The organism is Bacteroidia bacterium (assembly GCA_040880525.1).
In the GTDB taxonomy this organism is placed as follows: domain Bacteria; phylum Bacteroidota; class Bacteroidia; order CAILMK01; family JBBDIG01; genus JBBDIG01.
In genome coordinates this window covers 88,194-111,607 of the sequence record JBBDIG010000026.1, presented here as the reverse complement: position 1 = coordinate 111,607, position 23,414 = coordinate 88,194, and the positions used below count along the sequence as shown (strand labels likewise).

Here is a 23,414-nt window from a genome sequence, read left to right as displayed (position 1 = left end):
TTTTTTTCGTTTACTGACGCAATGAACGAGGAAAACACCTGTCAACCCCAGCTTTCCTGATTGGTTTCAACAATATCTGTCTCATGTCCGGAACTCCGCTCTCCTATCTGCTGGCGCCACATGGCATAATATAATCCCTTCTTGTCCAGCAAATCCAGATGCTTTCCGGACTCTACGATCCTGCCCCGCTCCAGCACATGGATCTGATCTGAATGCATTACCGTGCTCAGCCGGTGGGCAATGAGAATTGTAATATGATCCTTGCGCTCTGAAACATCACGTATGGTTTGGTTGATCTCCTCCTCAGTAATAGAATCGAGCGCTGAGGTAGCTTCATCAAAAACCAGGAGCGTGGGATGACGAAGTAATGCGCGGGCAATGGAAAGCCGCTGCTTCTCACCGCCCGATACCTTTACGCCTCCTTCCCCAATCACGGTATCCAGCCCTTTATCAGCACGGGCAAGTAAATTCTGGCAGGCCGCTTTATTCAGCACTTCCAGAATCTGGTCATCGGTAGCATTGGGTTGAACGAAGAGGAGGTTTTCCCGGATCGTCCCTGAAAACAATTGTGTGTCCTGTGTTACAAAGCCAATCTGTTCCCGCAATTCCTCCAGGCTCACAGCATTGTAGGAATGGCCATTGTACTTTATATCGCCTTCTCTGGGATGATAAAGCCCAACTAGCAACTTTACTAAAGTGGTTTTGCCCGACCCTGAAGGACCCACAAACGCTATGGTCTCACCCAGCCTGGTGCTAAATGATATTCCATTCAGGGCCGGCTGGCGGGCAGTTTGATGCTGAAACACAACTTCGCTGAATTCAAGTTCATTCACAGCCTCCAGCTTCACCGGCTTCGCTGGCCTGGGTTCCACCGGAGATTCGATAATTCGTTTGAAGTTAGCCAGTGAAACCTCCGCTTCACGGTAAATATTGATAATATTACCCAACTCCTGCAATGGCCCGAAAATGAAAAATGAGTAGATAAAAAGTGCGAAAAACTGCCCGGTGGTAATATCCTCTGAGAAAATGAGAAACAGCATAAAAAAGAGGATCACATTCCGCATCAGGTTTACAATGGTGCCCTGGATGAAACTGAGGCTGCGCAGATATTTCACCTTCTTTAATTCGAGGATGAGTATTTTATCGGTGGTGGAATTGAGGCGGGTGATTTCCTGCTTGCTAAGTCCCAGGCTTTTCACCAATTCAATGTTCCGGAGCGATTCGGTTGTACTTCCGGCAAGCGCGGTGGTATCCCCCACTATTCGCTTCTGTATTTTTTTGATGCGCTTGCTCAGCACCGAACTGAGATAGCCGAGTATGGGGATCATGGAGAAATAAACGGGGGCGATGACCCAATAAACATTGATGGCATAAACCACCACGAAAATGATCCCCACTAGAGAGGTAAAAAGTACATTGATCATCGCGGAGATCAACTTCTGAACATCCTCCCGCACTTTTTGGATAATTCCGAGCGTTTCGCCACTGCGCTGGTCTTCAAACACCTGATACGGCAATTCCAGAGAATGGCGAATTCCATCATTATAGATCTGCGCCCCCAGTCGCTGGGTAATGGTATTCACATAAAAATCCTGGAAGGCCTTGGCAATTCGCGAAACCATAGCAGCACCCATCGCCAGCAGAATCAACAAACCCGCTCCTCTGATAAATTCGTCAACAGTCTGATCACCAAAATCAGTGACATAGCCATCAATAATGCGCTGGAATATGAGCGGATCAATAAGAGAGAAAAGCTGATTGACGGCTGCCAGGAAGAGAGCCAGGAGTATAAGTTTCCAATAATTGCGGAGGTAGGAGAGAAGTAGCTTCATCTCATTTTGAATATGGCTGATGGGTGAAATTCAATCCGGGCGGCATGGCACAAATCCTACCACCCGGCCAGCGTTAATAAAAGCTGCTTCAATTGTCAGTTCCAGGCGTGTTGCCATAGACAAGAACAGCAACATTGGCAGAAAACCACAACACATAAAAAGGCCCGCAATGAAGCAGGCCGTGCTATTACAAGAAGGAAAATTTCGTTACTACTTTTCGGAAGCATTGTTTTCCATGCTCATTTCAAGCTTTTTAAGTTCAGCCAAAGACAACTCTACTTCCACCAGCGTTTTGGTAAGGCTCACCAACATGGGTTTTGCTTCGCTCTGTTGGGCTTATTTACCACAGGGGAGATTAGGTTGGAACCAGCCGGGGCAATCTACCCCAAGTCTTTCCTTTGCCTCCCGCAGTCATAGAAGCTGCACAGCCTTCTTGAACCAATAATGCCGATAACAGAACAGCGTTTCGATGACAATAGCGAACAACTTCAAACCCTATCTGCTGATGACATGATTGCACGCAAAAGATCTCACGCAAAGACGCTAAGGCGCAAAGAAAATATGCTCTGCGGCTTTGCGCTTTTGCGAGCAATAAAAAACTTAGCGCCTTTACGCCTTGGCGAGAAATAAAAACACTATTCATACACATCTTGCTTCAGTTGGGTTAAGAAGCCTTCGAGGACTTGCGGGATAAGTTTAACGACCAGAAATCAGGTACCAGCTCTACTGGGTATACTTTTTTTGCCGGTACCTTAATGGCCAATTCAGAAAAGAAAATTGAAGACCGTTCTATCCAACAATATGATGAAGCCATTCAGGGCTATGAAAAGAAATTGAGAGAAAACCGGGAAAAGCCCTACTAACGTATTTCGTTACTTGGCAGAGCGAAAATATTGGATAGGAAATTTTAATCGGAATTAGTTCTAATTACACACCCATACTCTACACACACTTCTTAATCACATTGACCTTAAAAATTATGATCAACCAACTATCCCTGGCAACATTATCATCCATCTTCATTTTAGCGCTATTGGCTGTGTTTGCTCTAACTTGGATAATTTACAGGATCAAAAGGGTTCTTTTTTATGGCGCAGGCCGTTTTCACAATATTGTTCTCTTATTGTTTTCTTCAACTATTTTGATTTTGAGTGTCATTCAACCGTATATCCTTGAATATTATCCCCGATTTGATTCACCACCCTACAAATCCTATTTGACTATTAATCCAGCAATAAGTTATCTAACAAGAATAAAATTCATCTATTGATGCCGCCCGGGCCGTAAAGTCAAAGGTATCGCCCAATTCAACAGGTAAATTCTCAACATAGAACAGACTATCATGATATATACCACATGTCCTGTAGTAAGATAGGATTATAGTGCTTGCCATCAGAATACCAGGCTTCGATCAAGTGATTTAGATCTTGCATTCGGGTTTGTTGAATTCAACCCCTTACTCCTATGCTGAAACGATTTAAATCCGTGGTATCCGATCTCTGCCAAAACAAAGGTGTTACAGAGCAAAAAAGTGTAATGAGTAGTGGAGCTATAAACTGATTTTTCATCCACGTGCTTAAAAAAAATCTATTGGTAAATAACCAACTTCCTTAGGTTAATTTCTTTTAGTGGCTTTGAAATTTAACTTGGTAGCATCCTCTTTACTTTGGGTCCGGATATTATAATATTCCAACCGGCAGTTATATTGATTGCCCCCTATCCATTCCAATCGTAGGAAACATTGGCTAGAATTATATACAAAATAACCGAATTTATATCCAAAGGATGCATCGGTTACACTAATCCCATAAACCTTCTTATAGCCCTTGGGAATGTTGTCAAGATAGAAATAGGGAGTAGATGATAAGCTGTCGTTGAACTCGCGAAAGATCGTAAATGTCCAGGTTTTTGTGGGATCATCCGGATCGGCAGCATCGAAATGAAAAAATTCATCGACTCCCGGTATAAAATCACCTCCTGAGTAATCCACTCTTACCATATTCTTAGTTACTGTATCCACACCATCATCATCGTAACAAGGATCGTAATTATCACATTCAGGAAACCTTGGGTCATCGCATTTATTGCAGCCTGAAAAACCGACCCAGGCAACACATAACCAAAAGAGAAAATACCTATTCATCATGGCTTTCAATTTTCCCCAGAAGAAGCAAAAGTTGCTTTTCCAATGCTTCAATCTTCTTTTGCTGGGCAATGGTGTAAAGTGTCAACTCCTCAATCTCCTGCTGCTGCATGGTCTGCATTTCAACTTCATCAAACCTTTCTTCTAAAACCTCTTGCTCTGCAGGCATACCCGGCAAATGTTTGTTCAGTTCCAAAGGTGATACTAATAAGTCCATGTAATAAATGATATTAAAAATATTTCTGCGAATCAAAGATCAGAAAAAAAGAACTTGAAGAGGCGCTGATACTTCGTTGTTCTCCAGAAGGAATATGCCAATGCCCAAGAATATTCATGACTTCGCGTTTCCACATTTAAAGGTAATAACCAGATGTGCCAAAAAATTACACGCTTCATTCCACCCCCACCTGCACATCCTTCAGGTTCAATTGCAGCGACACCTTTCCGTTCCACTCATTTCTTTCCAGCGTAAAACAAATGTCGTAGTGGGGCGCGGTGGTGATTTCATCGAGCAGAATTCCCATCTTAAAACCGATGGCGCTGAGGTGGCGGCCCCCGCCCGTATCAATACAAAGCTTCAGGTGTTTGTCGCCCACCAGCTTTGGCGGGTAGCGGTTTTTTACCTGGCGGGCCACAAATACGGGGCGCATGTTTTCGGGGCCAAACGGGCCGAACCTGTGCAGCGTTTTAAGCAACCGATGCGTTAAATCCTTTGTTTTTACTTCCGCATCAAATTCTATTACAGGAACCAGTTGTTCCCCGGTGATCTGCTTCGTGACCACCTCTTCAAAACGATCGCGGAACTCCTCAATCCGTTCCTTCTTTAGCGTCATGCCTGCGGCTGCGCGGTGTCCGCCAAACTGCTCCAGCAAGTCGCTGCAACCCGAAATTGCTGTGTAAAGGTCGAAACCGCGAACACTCCGTGCGGAGCCTACTGCCATTCCATTCGATTCGGTGAGCAGCACCGTAGGCCGGTAGAAGTGCTCAATGAGCCGTGAAGCAACGATACCAATTACTCCTTTGTGCCAGGCAGGGTTAAACAGCACGGTGGACTTTCGCTGCATCAAATCTGTGCTGCATTCTATCACCTCAATGGCCTCCTCCGTGATGGATGCATCGTAGCTCTGGCGGAGGGTATTCTTGTCGTCCACTATTCTCGCAATGGCCAACGCCTCATCAATATCTTGCGAACAGAGCAACCGCACGGCTTCATTGGCGTGGGCCATTCTTCCCACGGCATTTATGCGCGGCCCAATCCTGAAGACGATATCGCCAATGCTAAGCGGAGGCAATGTGCCGCTTATCTCGAGCAGTGCCTCCAAACCGGGGCGTGGGCTATGGTTCAGTATCTCAAGGCCGAAATGGGCCAGAAGGCGGTTTTCGCCTGTGAGGGGAACAATATCAGAGGCGATGCTCGTCACCACCAGGTCCAGGTAGCGGTGTATCTGGTCGTCAGGCAACTGCTTTTCTGAGAGCGCCTGCACCAGCTTGAAACCAATGCCGCACCCGCTAAGCTCTTTGTAGGGATAAGGGCAATCCTCCTGCTTGGGATTGAGTATCGCCACGGCACCTGGCAGTTCCTCGCCCGGGGTATGATGGTCGCATATTATAAAGTCAATGCCCAGGCTTTTTGCGTAATCAACTTTTTCTACTGACTTTATTCCACAATCCAAGGCAATGATCAACCCGATGCCATTGTCGTTTGCATAATCAATCCCTTGCGTGGAAATGCCGTAACCTTCCTTTTGCCGGTCCGGTATGTAATAGGTAATTTTCTCAGAAAATTGCGAAAGAAAAGTGTAGACCAGGGCCACCGAGGTTGTGCCGTCCACATCATAATCGCCATATACCATTATTGGATGATTGCCTTGAATGGCGTCTGCGATCCGCTCCACGGCCCGCTCCATGCCCTTCATCAGAAAAGGATTGTGGAGTGCACTGTAATCTGGCGTAAAATATTGCCGAGCCTCCTCAAAACTTAGCAGGTTGCGGTGCGCGATGAGGGTTGATAACAACGGCTTTATACCCAACTCCCTGCTGAGTTTCTCCACCAGCAGTTTATCGGGTTCCGTTTTAGGTATCCATTTCTTTTTAAGGAGCACGGTGGGTGTTTTAGGTTAATAAACTATTTGATTTGGCACTTTTGAATAAGGGGCAATAAAGATACAAAGGTTATAGTTTTGCCGCAAACCGAAGCCATGCGCATTACATTCGTTGGTACAAAACCATAGGCCTCCCATTGTCATGGGTAACGATAGCGAGAAAACATAGTTGGTTCGGAATCATGGCTGAAGGTCGGTCAGGTACGCCAGGATTTCTCCCGTTGGTAGAAATGACAAAAAGGTTGTGGCGAGGTAGGTAGCCGCGTAGGGTACGAGCGGATGCTCGCACCAGATGTGATTTTGAAAATACAAGTAAGCATTTCCTAAAAATTTGTATGAGCGGCTCCCTCCATAGATCAGGAAGTTGCTTAAATTTGAAAGGCCAGTGCAACTTACCCTGCGGGACAATGCCCACGATTAAGACTAAAAATGGTTTCAGGTTTTTCATTTACGCAAACGATCATCCTCCGGCATCTATTTATGTTGAAAAGGATGGCGAGACAGCAAAATTTTACCTGGCGCCCATTGAAATTGAAAGCTCAAGGCGTTTCAATGCATCAGAGCTTCGCAAAATTCGGGTTTTTAGAGAGGAGGATTTTGAAACATTTTAAAACCATGGAATGAATATTTTAATCATTAAGAAATCGGCCAATGACGCAGGACTTAGCTTCACAGCGCATAAAATGATTATTGAGCTTGAGGACGGGCGCGAACTATCCGTGCCGCTGGAATGGTTTCCAAAGCTTCGCAATGCTTCTGCCGAGGAGCTGAATAATTGGCGTTTTATTGGAGGAGGGGAAGGAATTCACTGGCAGGCCTTGGATGACGATATCTCTGTCGGTAATCTACTGGAGTAGGTAAAGCCACAGAGGGACTGAATATTCTGATCTTTTGTCTTTTCTTCTTTAATAAAATTACCTGGCTGTGAAATATATATGGGTTTTCTTATTGTTCTTTAGCCTCAATGCAAATGCTCAAAACACTTGGTTTAAGTTGTTGCCTGGGTGGCGAGCCAATAATAATGAAGTATCAGGAGACACATTAATTACATTATGTCCAGGAGATGTTGGATTTAAGCTGATAACAAATATAAACTACTCTGATTTAAATAGTGGGGAACTATTATATACCGACACATTAGATTATGCCGTAATTTCAGGAGACACACTAACTAGTAATGAATACCGTACACCCTGGTTAAGTTATTACGATTCCCAAACCCATGTTTTAAGTTTAGGCTTCGCTTATCTGGATTCAATTAATAACGGGTTAAAGTGGCAATCTTCAATCTTTGCGGCTAATCCATTCAGGAAGCTCCCTTACATGTTAAACCATGATACATTCGACACTAAGATATTGCAGTATACGAAAATTAATGATAAATTTTATGCAATCGTAAATTGGGAGCAAAAATTTGGGAGTTTAGGCTCTACATATAGCTATAAATTATTACGATTAGAGGAAAATGAAGATCCAATACTATTAAAACAACAAATAACCAATAAAATATGTGCAGGATGCCATGAGGTAGAGTTTGACCGGGTGAAAAGTGACAATCAGGATAAACAAAATATTTTTTTGTTGGAATACGATCAGTGGGATTTTGCAGGAGGCCCCCAATCCTGGCAGGCGGACGTTACCAAAATGGATACTGCTGGCAATACCATCTGGAAGTGCCGGCCCAATAACAACGACAGTGTGAATACCACCCTTTTCCAAATGGTGCAAAAGTCGGATGGCAACCTGATATGTGCCTGGAATAATTTTTATCACCCACCCCATAAACATCCCACAAAAGATAACCCTTATGTGGATGTTAATGACAGTGCAACGGTATGGTTTGCAGAAATAGATTATATTACAGGGAAGGTGCTTTGGAGGAAAAATATCAGAAAATATTTAGCCTCACGTAAACCCGACACGGCCCCCGACAGGCACCAAAGCGTTTTCATTTATGACGCCCAGTTGGTTTCTAATAATAGTATTGTTTGGGTGGGTCGGAGATTAAGGGTGGATTGGCCTGCCCCTGTCTATTGGAAGTATTTGCCGGTTATCTTTAAAACGGGCCTTTCCGGCAATCCTATCTGGTATCGTGAGTATGAAATGTATCCCGGAGACACCGGGGACAAAGGCATGCAAGTCTACAGTTTTACCCAAACACCTGACAAGGGTTTTATTTTAACAGGTGAATACCTGAACTATGGAGGCCAGCTTACCAATGGCGAGTTCTGGCAAAAGGCGGCCATCCTGAAACTGGACAGCTTAGGCTGCCTGCAGCCCGGCTGCCAGCTTGCAGACGGCATTTCTGAAACACCCCGACCACAGCAGCTTTGCCGTGTGTTCCCCAATCCGGCCAGCCAGCAGATCAATATCGTCTTCCCGGAAAACCAGCCATTTAATTGGGAAATACGGCTCACGGATGCAATGGGCCGATCGTCAGCAGCATCGCCAGCAGGTAGCTTCCGCCATTCCATTCCTACCGCCCATCTTCCCCCGGGAATTTATTTTATACACCTTAAAAACTCAAAATCCAATCATTATGAAACGCATAAGATTATTATTAGCCATTAGTTTTTTGCTGCTCTCTTTTTCTGCCAATGCTCAAACCTTCTATAAGGATAGCACCGTTTGGTATGTATTCAGGTATCAACCAAGTATTTCACCGGGTAGCAGCTATTTTCCTTCATTTTATAAAGAAGAAATCAAGCTCGATTCCATCTCGGCCCTAAATGAATATTATAGCGTTGTCAGGAGGCCATTTACAACTACCTCACATATAGAAGATTCTCTTACTTATCAATTAAGAGTGAGTGATTCGGTAATATATTTTAACGGGGATATATACGTAGACTTTGATTCAATACAAGCTTTTAAAAACCTGAAAATATTCGATTTCAAGCTTGAGAAAGATGATACAATAGAAATTGCCATTCCCGGTTGGTGGAAGTGCAATTATCTTATAGATAGCATTACGTTTGATCCCACTGGAATGCCACTATCGTCTAAAAGATATTTTTTTCCCCAGGGTAGGATTAATTCCGGGCCATGTAATTCTTCCATGTCTTTCAGCAATCAAAGAATTTCGATGAGCAGCATAGGCTTTGATACCGGCCTGCTACCATTCCGTATTAGTGGTATAGGTCCTGCTGAAGAGCTTAATCTTATTTCCGCCTGTCACAAAAGTGAATTGCTCTATGGTGATTCCGTAACTTATTTCTACCACGGTTTTACTGCTTTTTGTGATGAAGATTCCGTTGCGGCTCTGGCGGAGCGGATAGTTCGTGACGATATTGAGGAAACCGTAGTAAAAAAAATTACTGTTTTCCCCAATCCTGTTTCAGAAAAAATCCATGTCAAAAACCTTTCACAAGCCCAGTACGAAATATTTAATGTTTTAGGAAAAAGGGTAAGGGCCGGTAATTATGAAAATGAGATTAACGTTGCGGAATTAAAGCCCGGAATATTTGTGTTAAAAATTACACGGGACGGCACTGATTATTTCGGCAGGTTCATTAAACAATAATAGAAGTAGTCTAACCGGAGGCTGTCCACGCACGCCAGGATTTCTCCCGCTGGTACCCATGACGGATGTTGTAAAGGCACTCAGAATCAGGCTCTTTCTTGGCTCAGTAGCGTAGGGTTTAAACCCTACGCTACTGAGTGTGTAGGCACATGCATCCTGCCAGACCTGTCATTAAATCTTTCATTTTTAATGCCTTAAAATAAATACTCGAAATGACAGAAAGCGGGTGGTGGGGTGGATGGATGGAACGTAAACGGGAAAATGTTTAATTTCTAAGAAGATACAAAGGTTATAGTTTTGCCGCAAACCGAAACCCATGCGCATTGTATTCGTTGGTACTCCTGATTTTGCCGTTCCTGCCCTTGAAGTGTTGCTGCGGCACCGCTACCCGGTTGTGGGCGTTGTTACTGCGCCCGACCGCCCCGCTGGTCGCGGCCTGGCTTTGCAGGAATCAGCGGTAAAGAAATTTGCCAGCGCCCACGAGTTGAATATCCTACAGCCCACCAACCTCAAAAGCCCGGAATTTCTGAAAGAACTGCGCGCTTTAAATGCCGACCTTCAAATTGTGATCGCATTTAGGATGATGCCGGAAGCCATGTGGGCCATGCCCCGGCTGGGAACGTTTAACCTGCACGCTTCCCTGCTGCCCGATTATCGTGGGGCAGCGCCAATTAATTGGGCAATTATTAACGGGGAAAAAGAAACCGGCCTTACCACCTTTTTTCTGAAACATGAAATTGACACGGGCGATATCCTCTTCCGCGAGCGACTGGAAATAGGCCCCGAAGAAACGGCTGGCGAACTTCACGACCGCCTCATGACGAAAGGCGCTGACCTGGTGCTGAAAACGGTGCAGGCAATTGAAGGTGATACATTGAAACCCACGCCCCAGCATTACACGGGAAATGAGAAGAAAGCACCCAAAATTTTCAAAGAAGATTGCCGTATAGATTGGGGCAGGCCGCTGGAGGAGGTCCATAATTTTATCCGTGGGCTTAGCCCGTACCCCACCGCCTGGACGCATCTGGAAGGTAAGATGTTTAAGATTTTTATTGCCAGAAAGGAATTGGCAGACCATGATCTTAAACCTGGGACAATCGCTACGGATGACAAGCAATATTTAAAAGCGGCAGTAAAAGGTGGTTTTATTAATATAATTGAAGTGCAGTTAGCGGGAAAGAAAAGAATGGACATTGGAGGTTTTTTAAGAGGATATACTGACCGGTTCACGAGATTTCAATGACGTAGAGACGCAGAATTCTTCGTCTCTGCGTCATTGAAATCCTTAACTTTCCCGCTTAATTCAAAATTCCAATGCTATGAAATTGTCCGTTAGAATTCTGTCAACCCTTGTCTCATTGCCCCTTTTGATGATGAGCTGCACGCAGGCATACCAGGTCAATAAACCCACAAAGGAGGAAAAGAAGGAACTGCGGGAAATTGCTTCCACCATGAAGAAGCAGAACAGGTCTTTAACCAAAGAAGCCCGTGCCTATTTTGAGGGTATGCGATATATCCCGGCCGGCAGCTTTGTAAAGGGTTATCAAAAAGGAGAGCTAACAGCAGATAAGAATGATACGACCCTGATTTTAGGAATCACGCCTGCAGAGCAAAGCGTTGCCGCCTTTTACATGAGCCAGCATGAAGTGACAAATGGAGAATATCGGCAGTTCGTGCATTGGGTTCGTGACTCAATTGCCCTTACGCTGCTGGCACAAAAGGATCCTTCCTATTATGCCGATGCGGATAAAAAGACTCTGGACTGGCAGCGCAGAAAAGAACTGTGGAAGGGAAATCCCGTACATGATGAAGTACTTGCTTCTATGTTGAGGGATGACGTTCCGGAGTCCAAAGGCAGAATGCTGAGCTATAGCGAAATGCGCTACAGTTATACCGAGAGCGGAGAAGCCGTGAGCATCGTAGCTTATCCTGATACCCTGGTGTGGATCAAGGATTGGAAAAAGGCCGTCAATGAACCAATGGCGCACAGCTACTTCGGGCATGAAGCGTATAATGATTATCCTGTGATTGGAGTGACATGGCAGCAGGCAAACGCCTATTGCCGCTGGAGAAGTGTTCAATTCCGGCATGCCGCGGCTAAAGGACGGGATGCCGGAGCACTCAGAGAATTCAGGTTGCCCACTGAGGCAGAGTGGGAATATGCAGCTTTGGCACAAATAGGTCAAGTCCCGGAACAGAAGTCCTTCAAACGCATTTTTCCCTGGGATGGTGTTGACACCCGCGACAATAGTGGCAGGTACAGGGCAAATTTCGGTAACATCGTGGCACAGAATGGCCTCACGCTGAAGTGGTACATCGAGGATGGGGGCCTTTATCCCGTTGCTGCTAAGCCACAGCGCAGCACCTTTAAAACTTACCGGCCCAATGATTATGGGCTCTATAATATGGCCGGCAACGTAGCCGAATGGACTTCCGATATTCCTTCCACCGAGACCCAACTACCTGAAGTCGTGCAGCATAATTCACACGTTCTATATAAGAACCCACAGCCCCGCATCGTCAAGGGCGGCTCCTGGGCAGATGGTCCGGCCTACATGCTCTGCGCCAGTCGCGAAGCTTTTTCGGAAGATCGCCCCAGCAGCAGGATCGGGTTTCGGGTCGTGATGGGGGTGGAGTAACGGGTAAAGACATAGTGAAATAATATAAAATATTTGATCGTGACTATATCTCAACTTTTTTAACTCCGGTGAGCTGACTTTTGTAATGCGCGCCTCCTGAAATAATTCAGTTAACCGCTTTGTTACTGCACCACAACCTTCACCACAGCTCTTTCTTTATTTGAATTGAATATTTCCAAAAAATAAATTCCGGGTGCCAATTCTGATACATTGCCTGTAAAGTGATCATTAATTAATTCAAGTTGCAGGACTTTTTTTCCAATTGCATTTTGAAGTTCGACAGTGTGCAACAATGTTCCGTTTTGGGGTATAGCGGTCAAGGTACCGCTTACTGGATTCGGGAATACTTGCACATTGCGCATCCACGGCATTTCATTGGTGGAAAGCGGATCAATGATCACTTGTAAAGTATCCGTATTCCAGCAGCCATTGGCTCCGGTGCCTCGCGCAACTACAAGATAATTGCCTTGACCCGTAGGATAGGTGTGCAGCGGGTTTCGCTGGACAGTATCATGGCCATCGCCAAAATCCCAGTGAATGCCAGCAAGCGAATCCGATGAAGTGAGATTGAATTGCATGCTATAAGTTGAAACCGGAGTAACAGTCGCCATAATTTGCGGACGGGGCAAAACCTCAATTTCCGAAGTATCGCTGTTTGCGCATAAACCTGTATAGGAATAGATAATCTGATGTTTTCCGGTACCTGCATTTGAGGGCATAAACCAATTGCCCACGATGCCCGGCCCAGTCCATGTGCCACCTGCCGGCTGACCAGCAAGAGCAAGGGGTGGTTCGTTAATGCATATAGCGGTATCGGCCAAAGCATTCACCTCCGGCAGGTCATGGACGGTAGCCAGCAGGCTATCTGAGCTTGAACAGCCCGCTGCATTTGTGAAGCTATAGGTAAGGTAAAAGCTTCCCAGACCTGAAAGTGAAGGATAAAAATTTCCTGACACTACAGAGGAGCCCGACCACGTTCCGCCCGCAGGTTGAGGGCTTAACGGCACAGGCCAGCCGTCTTTGCAGGCGGATAAACCATTGCCTGCATTTACCTGCGGTACTGCGTGTACTGTTGCCCAAAGCGTGTCGCGGCTTACGCAACCATTGGAATCTGAAAAAACATACCGGAGTGGATGTATACCAGCCCCTGCAAATTGCGGATAAAATATACCTGAATTAACAGCCTTTCCGGTCCAGGCCCCACCGGATGGTTGTCCTGTCAGCTTCACCGTATCTTCATTTAAGCATCGTGAAAAATCAGCTTGCACAGTAATGGATGTTGGCTGATGCACGGTAACCCGGATTGTATCAGAAGCCATACAGGAGAGAGAATCGGTTACTGTGTAGACCAATTCGGAAATGCCCACTCCGGCCTGAGCCGGGCTGAAATTCCATTGTACTCCTGAACGGATCACACCCGGACCCGACCAGACGCCCTGGACCGGGCTTCCGCCAAGCATCACCATTCCCGAATTTTCGCAAACATAAAAATCCTGGCCTGCCGAAACCACAGGGTCAGGGGCTTTGGCCAGCCGAACGGAATCTGTACTGCTACAACCATTCGTGTCTGAGTAGGAATAATAAAACCAGTCTCCGAAAGTGGCATGAGCAAGTTCAAGCATGTTGTTGCTAACTCCGGGGCCGACCCAATTGCCCCCTGCGGGTGAGGCAAAAGGCGCAAGATCAATTGTATCGGAGACACTGCAAGTCTCCAGCGGGCTGAGCGTTAGTGCAGGAGGTGCCAGCGTATAAACCATAAGTTGATCACTGCCTTTGCAACCCACCGAATCGGTTACTTCCAGAGTAATGCTTTTTAAGGTTGTTATTTTTCCCTGATATATTTCCGAAGTCAGAGAATCGGGCAGCCACAGATACTCATACCCCCCATTTCCTGTGAGTACAGTAGGCACGAGGAATGCCCAGCCATTCCAGCATACAGCCGTATCAGGCCCCACTGAGACCGTAACTTTCTGATAGTGAGGAATAAATACGCTATCGGAGAAAATGGCGGAACATGAATGATGCTCCGCTTCCAGATAAAATGGCTCCCATCCTCCCGAATCAAATTTATGTGTATGATTTTCCCCCTCTAAAGTAAAGGTATCAACTCCCCAAGTGTAATCCATATTGGGCAAAACGGGGGCATCGAGCTCTACCTGGCCACATCCGAGTGCCCGGGCCGAATAGGTTACGGCCGGCATGGAATCCAGATTAATATGCAAGTCGCCAAAGAACAAATTATTGACGGGGCATGCATTATCTTTTGCAATGATTCTGATATTGTATCTTCCGGGTGCGGTGTTTTTGGGAATCCACTCCAAATGTCCATAGACAGAATCGCCTGAACCGGTGTAGGTGATAGATGCTCCCGGCATCAGACCCGAATGCAACACGCGTACGGTATCGGCTGAATCTCTGTCGGTTATAAGAAAATCAAAGTTCAGTGTATCTCCTTCGCATACTCGGGCAGATGATGTTCCGGAAAATCTCGGAGTCTCGTTACCACCAGGAGAATTTATTACAATTTGTTGCCACTCGCGCCTGGTACTCCCAATTTTTATCCCATTCCGGTATTCAGTTACTTCCGTGGCAAACCAGGTGGATTGCTGTTGCATAGGTCTGAACATGAGATCTCCTGATTCGGGCCATAGATATAAGCCCCGGCAAAGTTGTAGAGAGGGCGGGCCAGGAAACGGTATCCCTGTATTTAAGGGCCAATCATAACTGTAGAGACTGTTATAGACAAGGGGGGAAACAGAATCCTGTAAGGACGGCACAAGAGAATATACCAGTGAATCACCATCGGCATCAGTACCCTGGAAATTATAAATATAACATTGGCCGGATACTATTAAAAACTCCGGATCATTTTCTAATACCGGGGAACTATTAATAAATGTATCGCAGGAATTTATATCACAAAAAGTATAAAGAGGACCGCTAGTATACGAGTCACCACTTCTGCAACATTCACTAAAACTTACCCTGAAGCTGCAACCGCTCCGGGAAGAAAGATCAATGGTATCTTTATAAATATGCTTTTCAATGCCATAAGCAAAAGTTGAAGTATCTAATTGACAGCGGTTTTGAACGCTGGTACATTGCCCGGTTACATCCGCTGAAAATATTTTGTAAAGGGAAACAGTGTCAGTAAAAGCATGCGCGACATCCGTACCCTGCAGCTTCACTTCTATGGTATCACCGAGCGCAGTACCATTACAATCCGTAAAAATGATGGCCGTGATTTCAAAAGAATCATTCCCCAGCGATTTCCATCTAAGTTCTGAGCTTAGTATCGTTGCAGCACTGGCTTGCATCGAGGCCGCTATAAACAAGAATAACAGGAACAGTTTGTAGATAGGATTCATGGACTATTTCGTTAAAGGATCAAGGTGTCAACACCCATCTCAAACAGCGGGCTGTAGCACATTAGTTTCATACTTCGAAAGTAAGGTGAAGAAACTTATCCGGCATTAGAATTTTGCGGCTCAGTGACAGCCAGAAACTACACCCTGTATATATCGGCCCGGTTCAATGGCCATTATTTTATTTAATTTTATCAGGTTTTAATTTAAATATTTTAAGCTTTATGTCTTATTAATAAAATATAAAAAACAATGTATTATTTAAGCACGAACTTAGATGTGTTTTGGTTAATCAGGCGCGGCTATCAAACCTACAAGGTTTTTGGAAACCTTGTAGGTTCTGGCGTAGTATCATACCGTTTGTAACTAAAGTGGCAATTTACTTAATTGAATTTTTGCTTTGTTTATCCCAGTGGCGCCCTCATGGAAAGAGAAGGATTAGATGCAAATTCACCAATCCATAACGAGAAGCAAATGCAGGCATACTCTGCCAGAGACGGCATAATGACATCAGTCGCCACCCACCATCTCCCGTCCCTGGGCAAGAGCCCGATCCACACCTTCGGGATCTTTGCCTCCGGCTGTAGCAAAAACCGGTTGCCCTCCCCCACCGCCTTTTATTTCCCTAGCGATTTCGCGGATGATATTTCCGGCATCGAGGCTCTTTTCTTTTACAAGTTCATCAGGAATTGCCAGCCAGAGATTGGCCTTGCCTTCAGTCCCCGCTCCCAGGAGGATTACGGTGTCTTTCAGTTTGTTTTTTAATTCAAAAACCAGATCCTTGACGGCATCTACGTCCGCTCCTTCCAGCTTCTCGCAGATAATCCGGTAGTTGCCGTGCAGCGGTTTCACTTGCTTTTCCAGCATTTCGCGCAGCGTACCTGCTTTTTCTTTTTGCAAAACTGCCAGTTGTTCCTGTAGCGTTTTGTTTTCATTCTGAAGATTCTCCAATGCAGGAATCAGCTTTTGCGGGTTCTTCATGGCAATATATGCGCTGGCCAGTTCATCCTCTTTATTATACATCCATGCCTCGGCATAGCGACTTGCCACCGCTTCAATTCTGCGCACTCCGGCTGCCACAGCACTCTCACTGCGAATGCGAAACAGGCCAATACGGCCGGTATAGCCAACATGAATTCCTCCGCACAATTCCACCGAATCACCAAACGTGATGACGCGCACGGTTTCGCCATATTTTTCGCCAAAGAGCGCCATTGCCCCGCGCTGTTTCGCTTCTTCAACGGGAACCGCCCGTTCTTCCTGCAACGGAAGGTTAGCCCTTACCTTTTCATTAACGAACTGCTCTACCTGCCGCAGTTCCTCATTTGTTACTTTATTAAAGTGTGAAAAATCGAAGCGGAGATAGTTATGCGTAACCAGTGAACCCCTTTGCTGCACATGCGTACCCAGGATGCTGCGAAGCGCCTGGTGGAGCAAGTGTGTGGCGCTGTGGTGGCCGGCAGTATCCAGCCGTTTGGGTTCATCCACGATGGCCGTGAATTTCTGCTCCGGATTTTCGGGCAGTTGATCCACTTCATGCACGATCAGTTCGTTCTCGCGATAAGTGTTGCGAATCGGCAAGCTGTACCCGTTGCTGCTGATAACGCCCGTATCGCCTACCTGACCACCGCCTTCAGGATAGAATGGCGTTTGGTCTAAAACGAGTTGGTAAAATTCCTTGTTTTTCTGCCTTAGCTTGCGGTAGCGCAATATGCTCACCGGGGCCGCCAATACATCATATCCCACAAACTCATTGGATCGCTGATCATTCAGCACCACCCAATCGGTTTCTTCTTTAGCTGAAGCTGTCCGGGAGCGGGATTTTTGTTCTTCCAGTTTCGCTTCGAAACCTTTTTCATCTACATCTTTTCCGGCTTCTATTGCCATTAACCGGGTAAGGTCAATGGGAAAACCGAATGTGTCATAAAGCTCGAATGCAAAAACACCTTCGATCATTTTTTCATGGCGCTTCTCTACATATTGATTGAATAGTTTAGTACCAACCGCCAGTGTCTTTAAAAAACTCTGCTCCTCCTCCTTTATCACCTTCTCAATAAAATCCTTCTGTTTTGCCAACTCCGGGAAGACATCGGAAAACTGCGATGCCAACACCTCGCATAGTTCAAAGAGAAATGGCTCTTCCGCACCGAGATAGCGGTAGCCATAGCGCACAGCCCTGCGCAATATCCTGCGGATGACATAGCCTGCACCGGTATTTGACGGCAACTGCCCGTCAGCAATGGTGAATGAAATCGCACGGATATGATCGGCCACCACGCGCATAGCTACATCCACCATTTTGTCTGCGCCATACTTTTTCCCAAAGCGCTGTTCCAGATGGCGGATCAGCGGAGTAAATACATCACTGTCATAGCTGGAGGTTTTGCCTTGCATCACCATGCAGAGCCGCTCAAAGCCCATTCCGGTATCTACATGCTTTTCCGGCAGATTTTCCAGCTTCCCGTCTGTGCGTCTGTTGAACTGGATAAAGACCAGATTCCATATCTCGATGACCTGCGGATGGCCCTGGTTTACCAATTCGCGGCCTGGGACTTTACGCTTCTCCTCCTCCGTTCGCACGTCAATATGAATTTCAGAACTGGGACCGCAGGGGCCTGCATCGCCCATTTCCCAAAAGTTGTCGCGCTTGTTACCCATTAGGATCTGCTGTTCAGGCAGCAGCTTTTTCCAGTGATCCAGCGCTTCAGAATCGGGAGCAAGACCTTCTGATTCATCGCCTTCAAAAACGGTGGCGTACAGATCCTTTTCCGGCAGTTTATACTCTTTCGTCAGCAGTTCGAAAGCCCAATTGATCGCTTCTTTCTTAAAGTAGTCGCCAAAGCTCCAGTTGCCCAGCATCTCGAACATGGTGTGATGATAGGTGTCGAAACCCACTTCCTCAAGGTCATTGTGCTTGCCGGAAACACGCAGGCATTTCTGGGTATCCGCCACCCGCCTCGCTTCGGAATCCCGGTTTCCCAGGAAGATGTCCTTGAACTGGTTCATTCCCGCATTGGTAAACATCAGCGTAGGGTCGTTCTTCTGCACAATGGGCGCTGAGGAAACTACCTTATGGTTTTTGCCTTCGAAAAAATCGAGAAACTTCTGGCGGATTTCGGCTGACTTCATATTTTGTTGTTGGATTATACGCGGCAAAGTTCAGGAAAATTGAGGCTCCGGGCATTTGTGAAGTTTCGGACTGCGGAGGAAAGTTTTCATCTTTTACTTATGAATTAAGAATTAATACACAAATAACCCACATCCGTTAGTTTCGCATCTTAAATTACAGGCATGTACAAACTACCTTACCTTTTTCTGTTTTGGGCGCTGTTGCCGGTTTCGCTAATGGCGCAATCCGATCTCCTGAAATCCGGCCCTATGGTGGGCTATTCCGAAATGAGGGAGGTGGCCGTATGGGTGCAAACTGCCGGACCGGCCGATGTATTTCTTCGCTACTGGCAGGCAGAGGATAGCATGGCCAGCCTCCGCACCAGGCGCCTCAGCACAGCGTATGAAGAAGCGTTTACCGCTGTTTTCCAAATTCCGTTTCTGGAACCGGGCAAAACTTATCACTATGCCCTATTCATTAACCGGAAAAAAATCAGCCTGCCGTATGAAACGTCCTTTCAGACGCAGAGCCTGTGGCAATGGCGAAGAGACCAGGATCCTCCGCAGTACACGGTGGCGCTGGGAAGCTGCACCTATATCAATGATTCGGCTTATGACCGACCCGGAAGGACTTATGGAAACGACTATCAGGTTTTTACATCCATCCATAAAAAGGACCCCGACATGATGCTGTGGCTGGGAGACAATGTCTATTTGCGGGAGGCCGACTGGTATTCACGAAGCGGCATCCTGGACCGATATACCCATACCCGTTCCACGCCTGAAATGCAGCCGCTCCTAGCTTCTACCCATCACTACGCAATCTGGGACGACCACGACTATGGACCCAATGATGCCAACCGCAGCTTTATAGGCAAGGAGCAGACATTGGAGGCGTTCCGGCTTTTCTGGCCCAACCGCATTAGCGGTTTGCCAGGCGCAGAGGGCGGCATTACAAGCCAGTTCCAGTTTGGCGATATTGATTATTTCCTGTTGGACAACCGCTACTTCCGCAGCCCGAACAGGCGCACTACGGGCCAGCGCACCATCCTTGGAAACGCTCAGATTGAATGGCTGATTGACGCCCTGAAAACCAGCCGCGCTCCTTTTAAGATGGTAGTGATGGGCGGACAGTTCCTCAACACGGCAGCGGTGCATGAAACATACTCAACTTTCCCCGAGGAACGCCAAAAGCTGCTGGAGCTCATCGTGGAAGAAAAAATACCGAATGTGGTGTTCCTCACAGGCGATCGCCACCACACGGAACTCAGCAAGCTGGACACGGCAGGCATTACTATTTATGATTTTACGGTATCGCCTCTTACATCGGGCCCAAATACCAACGTTACGGAAGTGAACCGCCACAGGGAAGAAGGTACGCTGGTACAGGAACGTAACTTCGGGATGTTAACTTTCTCGGGAGCTTTCCGTGAGCGTCAATTGAAAATGCAGATATTTAATTCGGAAGGAACGCTGCTGTGGGAAAGAACAATTGCACAGTAAGTGACATATTTTAAGATCCATTCCCCGTTTTAAAGAACGCATTTGCCCTCCTCGTTAAAAATATTAAAATAATAATCTTATCAAATATTGTCTATTTAGAATCTTTCTAAATAGTTTTGAACCATCTTGGAAGGTCTCACAATTATACACGCAGATTCCCGCCCCCTCGCACGCCAGGGGTTGAAGGCAGTTTTAAGCAAAGGTGGCGGCATTAGCTTCATCAGGCAGATCCCTGACATCTCGCAACTGATGAAGGAAATAGGCGCTGCTATGCCGGCCCTGCTCATTATGGATTATCAGCAGCCACCGCATTTTACGATGGACGATCTGCTACGGATCCGGTCAAAGTTTCCCAATCTCAAAATGCTGGTGATTTCAGCGGACGATAATCAGGACTCCATTATGAGAGTACTTGAGGCTGGTGTGAGCGGATACCTCACATTTACCTGCGATGAAGAAGAGATCATTAATGCCGTATTTTCCATTGCTAAAGGACAAAAGTTTTATTGTAATAAAATCATCAACATCCTGATGGAGCGCAGCTTTTCTCCACAGGAAGAGGATAACTGCGCACCCACAAGCCTTACCGAGCGGGAAATAGAAGTGACCCGCCTCATTGCAAAGGGTTTTACCAATAAAGACATTGCCCGGCATCTTTTCCTGAGCATTCATACCGTAAGCACCCACCGCAAGAATATCCTCAAAAAGCTGCAAATCCGCTCTGCCTCTGCGCTGGTAATGTATGCCGTGAATGCCGGCATCGTAAAACCCGAGGATATCGAAGCTCCTGAACAACACTAAGCTACCCTCTTTAAGGTATCCTGCTACCTCCTTTACGTGATCTTGAAAAATGCCCTGCGAGAGCGATTGTGAGGAGCGCTTTCCCATTCTACATTTGCGCTTGTTTAGAATTATTCTAAATAAAATCAAAAAACGCAAAAACACAGAATGAAACGCTCCACTTGCCTGATCCTTTTCTTTCCATTTCTAATCTCTCCTGTACTCGCACAACCGATCTCAGATTCTATCGCAATGGGAGCAGGTTATGGACAGGATTCCTATTACAGCCTGAGCCAGGGCGAAATTGCCATGGAAGACAATACCAACTGGGACCTGGCTTTTGATGTAACCAATCAGGGATCATCAATCCGCGTAAACAGCGCGACCAGGACCGAGCTATACCTGTACTCAAATGGAGATACTGCCGACTGGAACAGCCCTGATACCAGCGGAATGGCAGCGTGGCCGCAACTTTATGACAGCGATACTTCATGGAGCCTGGGCGCATTTGAAGCCACACTGAATGGCACAGATCCCTTTGACATTGGCTGGGGCATTTATAATCCAATAAGCCACGTGGTAAAAGGTGATTCCATATATCTGGTTAAAGTGGCTTCAGGCTGGAAGAAATTATGGATACAAACGCTCCTTAACGGCAGCTACAATTTCCGCTACGCAAATATTGACGGAAGCGATGACCGCACCGCTTCATTAAAGAAAGCAGACTTTGCTGACAAAAACTTCGGGTACTACTCCCTGGCTGATCATCAGCAGGTTGACCGCGAACCGGAAAAGCAATCTTATGACCTGATCTTTACCCGGTACATGACGCAGGTGGCGCCAGGTCTTTATTACAGCGTTACCGGTGTATTGCAGAACATGGGCGTAACAGCAGCAAAGGTGCATCCCGTAAACGATCCTGAATATTATACAGACCACAGCGCCCATACACTCAGTACCAGCATCAACACCATCGGCTACGACTGGAAACGTTTTGACAACACAACATTTGAATATATAATAGAAGATTCCTTGTTGTACTTCGTGAAGGATACGGAAGGCAGCATCTGGAAAATGATCTTTTCCGGATTTGGCGGAAGTGCAAATGGCAAGATGTATTTTCAGAAAGAACTTGTGCTCCGGACCGGTCTAAAGGAAAATTTCAAAGCTGAAGAACTGCAAATTTTTCCGAATCCGTCAACTGCGGGTCAGGTAAACATTATTCATCCTTTTGAAGGAGAAAATGCGGAACTGCAGATATATGATCTTGCCGGCAAAATGCAGTCATCCACGCGGATTGCGGGTGCTGACTGGGCGGCTTTGCAAATAAGCACACACGGGCTGAGGCCTGGAATATATCTGGTTTCGCTCCGGAGCCGTGGCCACGTCTTTACTCAGAAACTATTCATTAAATAGTAGCAACCCAAAAATAGTAGCAACCCAATAATGGAAATGTCCGGTCAGTAAATCTGATGGACATTTCCATTTTAAAAATCAATTCAAAAAAGCCAGAAAATGAAAAAACTTATCATTCTGATTATGCTCGTGGGAATAGTTGCCGGGGCATGCAAGCAACAACAACCTGAAGAAACTTCAGCTAAGGGAAAAAAAGTGGGGATAGTGCTGGTGAATCATGGATCGCATTCTGAGATGTGGCGCGATATGCTGGTGGACGTTGAGGAAACCGTAAAAGCAGAAATGCTGAAAAATCCAAGAATCGCGGATGTACGTACAGCTTTTATGGAATACAATGAGCCGTCAATAGCCACCCGCCTTAAAGAATATGATGAAGAGAACTATGACGAAATCGTGGTTGTGCCTATTTTCCTGACGGTCAGTTCGCACTATTCTCATGACATCCCTGTGATTTGCGGAATAATGAATGACCAGAAAATCCGTGAAGAACTGGCAAAAGAGAAGATCGAAGTATATAAACCCAAAGCCCGCGTTACGGTAACTCCTGCACTGGACTATACCACGCTGCTCAAAAAGAATGTGGAGCGCAGGGTACGTGCCTTGAGCAAAAACGCCCAAAACGAGGGAATTCTGCTGGTGGCTTATGGAGACGAGCAATACAACCAGCAATGGGAAAAAATGGTGGAGGATATTGGCAAATACCTGAAAGTAAAAACCGGCCATGAGAGCATTGCCTACGCCTGGTGCGGACACCTGGTGAACTATTCTACCTCCCCGACAAAAGACGGTATAACCAAACTGTTTCAACTGGAAGACGAGGTGCTGGTAGTGCCGGTGCTCGTGGCCAACGATCCCTATTTCCAGAACGACATTATTCAGAAGGCCGTAGATGAAGTAGAGAACTCCGGCAGGGTGCACTACGTGCAGGATGCCATTCTGCCCGATGACAACCTGAATAAATGGGTAGTGCAGATTTCCAATGAAACCGTAGAATCGCTTTAAT

Annotated in this window: 18 protein-coding genes; 11 read left to right on the top strand and 7 right to left on the bottom strand. The window is 46.2% G+C overall.

Annotated features, from left to right (window positions below):
- Positions 1 to 41: 41 nt before the first annotated feature.
- Positions 42 to 1,832 carry an ABC transporter ATP-binding protein gene (locus tag WD077_07780; protein MEX0967122.1) on the bottom strand — a complete coding sequence of 597 codons (1,791 nt, stop codon included), beginning with the start codon at positions 1,830 to 1,832 and terminating at the stop codon, positions 42 to 44.
- Between the two features lie 683 nt (positions 1,833 to 2,515).
- On the opposite strand from WD077_07780, the gene WD077_07775 reads away from it, so the two are divergent.
- Positions 2,516 to 2,695, top strand: coding sequence for a hypothetical protein (locus WD077_07775; GenBank protein MEX0967121.1), 180 nt, complete (start codon positions 2,516 to 2,518; stop codon positions 2,693 to 2,695).
- Between the two features lie 752 nt (positions 2,696 to 3,447).
- Here the strand turns inward: WD077_07775 and WD077_07770 are convergent.
- From WD077_07770 to WD077_07755, 4 genes are all read right to left on the bottom strand, one after another.
- Positions 3,448 to 3,978, bottom strand: a complete 531-nt coding sequence (locus WD077_07770; protein ID MEX0967120.1) for a hypothetical protein — start codon at positions 3,976 to 3,978, stop codon at positions 3,448 to 3,450.
- Complete coding sequence (locus tag WD077_07765) at positions 3,968 to 4,192, bottom strand: hypothetical protein (GenBank protein MEX0967119.1); 225 nt, start codon at positions 4,190 to 4,192, stop codon at positions 3,968 to 3,970. Before WD077_07765 ends, WD077_07770 begins: the two co-directional genes overlap by 11 nt.
- 175 nt (positions 4,193 to 4,367) lie before the next feature.
- Positions 4,368 to 6,077, bottom strand: coding sequence for a single-stranded-DNA-specific exonuclease RecJ (gene recJ, locus WD077_07760; GenBank protein ID MEX0967118.1), 1,710 nt, complete (start codon positions 6,075 to 6,077; stop codon positions 4,368 to 4,370).
- Positions 6,078 to 6,257: 180 nt separating this feature from the next.
- Positions 6,258 to 6,485 (bottom strand): hypothetical protein, encoded by a 228-nt coding sequence (locus WD077_07755; GenBank protein MEX0967117.1) that lies wholly within the window; start codon positions 6,483 to 6,485, stop codon positions 6,258 to 6,260.
- Between WD077_07755 and WD077_07750 the strand changes: the two genes are divergently transcribed.
- From WD077_07750 to WD077_07725, 6 genes are all read left to right on the top strand, one after another.
- Positions 6,485 to 6,688, top strand: a complete 204-nt coding sequence (locus tag WD077_07750; GenBank protein MEX0967116.1) for a DUF4160 domain-containing protein — start codon at positions 6,485 to 6,487, stop codon at positions 6,686 to 6,688. The genes WD077_07755 and WD077_07750 overlap by 1 nt on opposite strands.
- Before the next feature lie 9 nt (positions 6,689 to 6,697).
- Positions 6,698 to 6,934: a DUF2442 domain-containing protein gene (locus WD077_07745; GenBank protein ID MEX0967115.1), complete on the top strand. Its 237-nt coding sequence runs from the start codon at positions 6,698 to 6,700 to the stop codon at positions 6,932 to 6,934.
- 67 nt (positions 6,935 to 7,001) lie between these two features.
- Positions 7,002 to 8,648 (top strand): T9SS type A sorting domain-containing protein, encoded by a 1,647-nt coding sequence (locus WD077_07740; GenBank protein MEX0967114.1) that lies wholly within the window; start codon positions 7,002 to 7,004, stop codon positions 8,646 to 8,648.
- On the top strand, positions 8,617 to 9,600 hold the full coding sequence (locus WD077_07735; GenBank protein MEX0967113.1) for a T9SS type A sorting domain-containing protein: 984 nt from the start codon (positions 8,617 to 8,619) through the stop codon (positions 9,598 to 9,600). The genes WD077_07740 and WD077_07735 overlap by 32 nt, the downstream gene beginning before the upstream one ends.
- A 316-nt stretch (positions 9,601 to 9,916) precedes the next feature.
- Entirely contained in the window at positions 9,917 to 10,843 is a 927-nt protein-coding gene (fmt, locus tag WD077_07730) for a methionyl-tRNA formyltransferase (GenBank protein MEX0967112.1), read from the top strand.
- A 76-nt stretch (positions 10,844 to 10,919) separates the two neighbouring features.
- A complete protein-coding gene (locus tag WD077_07725; protein ID MEX0967111.1) occupies positions 10,920 to 12,239 on the top strand; it encodes an SUMF1/EgtB/PvdO family nonheme iron enzyme in 1,320 nt (439 codons plus the stop codon).
- A gap of 122 nt (positions 12,240 to 12,361) precedes the next feature.
- Here the strand turns inward: WD077_07725 and WD077_07720 are convergent, their stop codons facing one another.
- Together WD077_07720 and alaS are read right to left on the bottom strand one after the other, a co-directional pair.
- A complete protein-coding gene (locus tag WD077_07720; GenBank protein ID MEX0967110.1) occupies positions 12,362 to 15,607 on the bottom strand; it encodes a T9SS type A sorting domain-containing protein in 3,246 nt (1,081 codons plus the stop codon).
- A gap of 507 nt (positions 15,608 to 16,114) precedes the next feature.
- On the bottom strand, positions 16,115 to 18,733 hold the full coding sequence (gene alaS / locus WD077_07715; protein MEX0967109.1) for an alanine--tRNA ligase: 2,619 nt from the start codon (positions 18,731 to 18,733) through the stop codon (positions 16,115 to 16,117).
- A gap of 162 nt (positions 18,734 to 18,895) precedes the next feature.
- On the opposite strand from alaS, the gene WD077_07710 reads away from it, so the two are divergent.
- The 4 genes from WD077_07710 to WD077_07695 all read left to right on the top strand — a co-directional run bounded on the left by WD077_07710 (position 18,896) and on the right by WD077_07695 (position 23,413).
- Positions 18,896 to 20,215 (top strand): alkaline phosphatase D family protein, encoded by a 1,320-nt coding sequence (locus WD077_07710; protein ID MEX0967108.1) that lies wholly within the window; start codon positions 18,896 to 18,898, stop codon positions 20,213 to 20,215.
- Positions 20,216 to 20,341: 126 nt separating this feature from the next.
- Positions 20,342 to 21,016, top strand: a complete 675-nt coding sequence (locus WD077_07705; protein ID MEX0967107.1) for a response regulator transcription factor — start codon at positions 20,342 to 20,344, stop codon at positions 21,014 to 21,016.
- 147 nt (positions 21,017 to 21,163) lie between these two features.
- Positions 21,164 to 22,411, top strand: coding sequence for a T9SS type A sorting domain-containing protein (locus tag WD077_07700; GenBank protein ID MEX0967106.1), 1,248 nt, complete (start codon positions 21,164 to 21,166; stop codon positions 22,409 to 22,411).
- Positions 22,412 to 22,510: 99 nt separating this feature from the next.
- Positions 22,511 to 23,413, top strand: coding sequence for a CbiX/SirB N-terminal domain-containing protein (locus WD077_07695; protein MEX0967105.1), 903 nt, complete (start codon positions 22,511 to 22,513; stop codon positions 23,411 to 23,413).
- Position 23,414: the final 1 nt, after the last annotated feature.

What these genes read in the sequence shown, in the direction of transcription:
- WD077_07745 (MEX0967115.1), top strand. Translation starts at nt 6,698, where the DNA reads ATGAATATTTTAATCATTAAGAAATCGGCCAATGACGCAGGACTTAGC.
- WD077_07770 (MEX0967120.1), bottom strand. Translation starts at nt 3,978, where the DNA reads ATGATGAATAGGTATTTTCTCTTTTGGTTATGTGTTGCCTGGGTCGGT.
- WD077_07720 (MEX0967110.1), bottom strand. Translation starts at nt 15,607, where the DNA reads ATGAATCCTATCTACAAACTGTTCCTGTTATTCTTGTTTATAGCGGCC.
- fmt (MEX0967112.1), top strand. Translation starts at nt 9,917, where the DNA reads ATGCGCATTGTATTCGTTGGTACTCCTGATTTTGCCGTTCCTGCCCTT.
- WD077_07765 (MEX0967119.1), bottom strand. Translation starts at nt 4,192, where the DNA reads ATGGACTTATTAGTATCACCTTTGGAACTGAACAAACATTTGCCGGGT.
- WD077_07750 (MEX0967116.1), top strand. Translation starts at nt 6,485, where the DNA reads ATGCCCACGATTAAGACTAAAAATGGTTTCAGGTTTTTCATTTACGCA.
- WD077_07710 (MEX0967108.1), top strand. Translation starts at nt 18,896, where the DNA reads ATGTACAAACTACCTTACCTTTTTCTGTTTTGGGCGCTGTTGCCGGTT.
- WD077_07700 (MEX0967106.1), top strand. Translation starts at nt 21,164, where the DNA reads ATGAAACGCTCCACTTGCCTGATCCTTTTCTTTCCATTTCTAATCTCT.
- WD077_07780 (MEX0967122.1), bottom strand. Translation starts at nt 1,832, where the DNA reads ATGAAGCTACTTCTCTCCTACCTCCGCAATTATTGGAAACTTATACTC.
- WD077_07695 (MEX0967105.1), top strand. Translation starts at nt 22,511, where the DNA reads ATGAAAAAACTTATCATTCTGATTATGCTCGTGGGAATAGTTGCCGGG.
- WD077_07735 (MEX0967113.1), top strand. Translation starts at nt 8,617, where the DNA reads ATGAAACGCATAAGATTATTATTAGCCATTAGTTTTTTGCTGCTCTCT.
- alaS (MEX0967109.1), bottom strand. Translation starts at nt 18,733, where the DNA reads ATGAAGTCAGCCGAAATCCGCCAGAAGTTTCTCGATTTTTTCGAAGGC.
- WD077_07725 (MEX0967111.1), top strand. Translation starts at nt 10,920, where the DNA reads ATGAAATTGTCCGTTAGAATTCTGTCAACCCTTGTCTCATTGCCCCTT.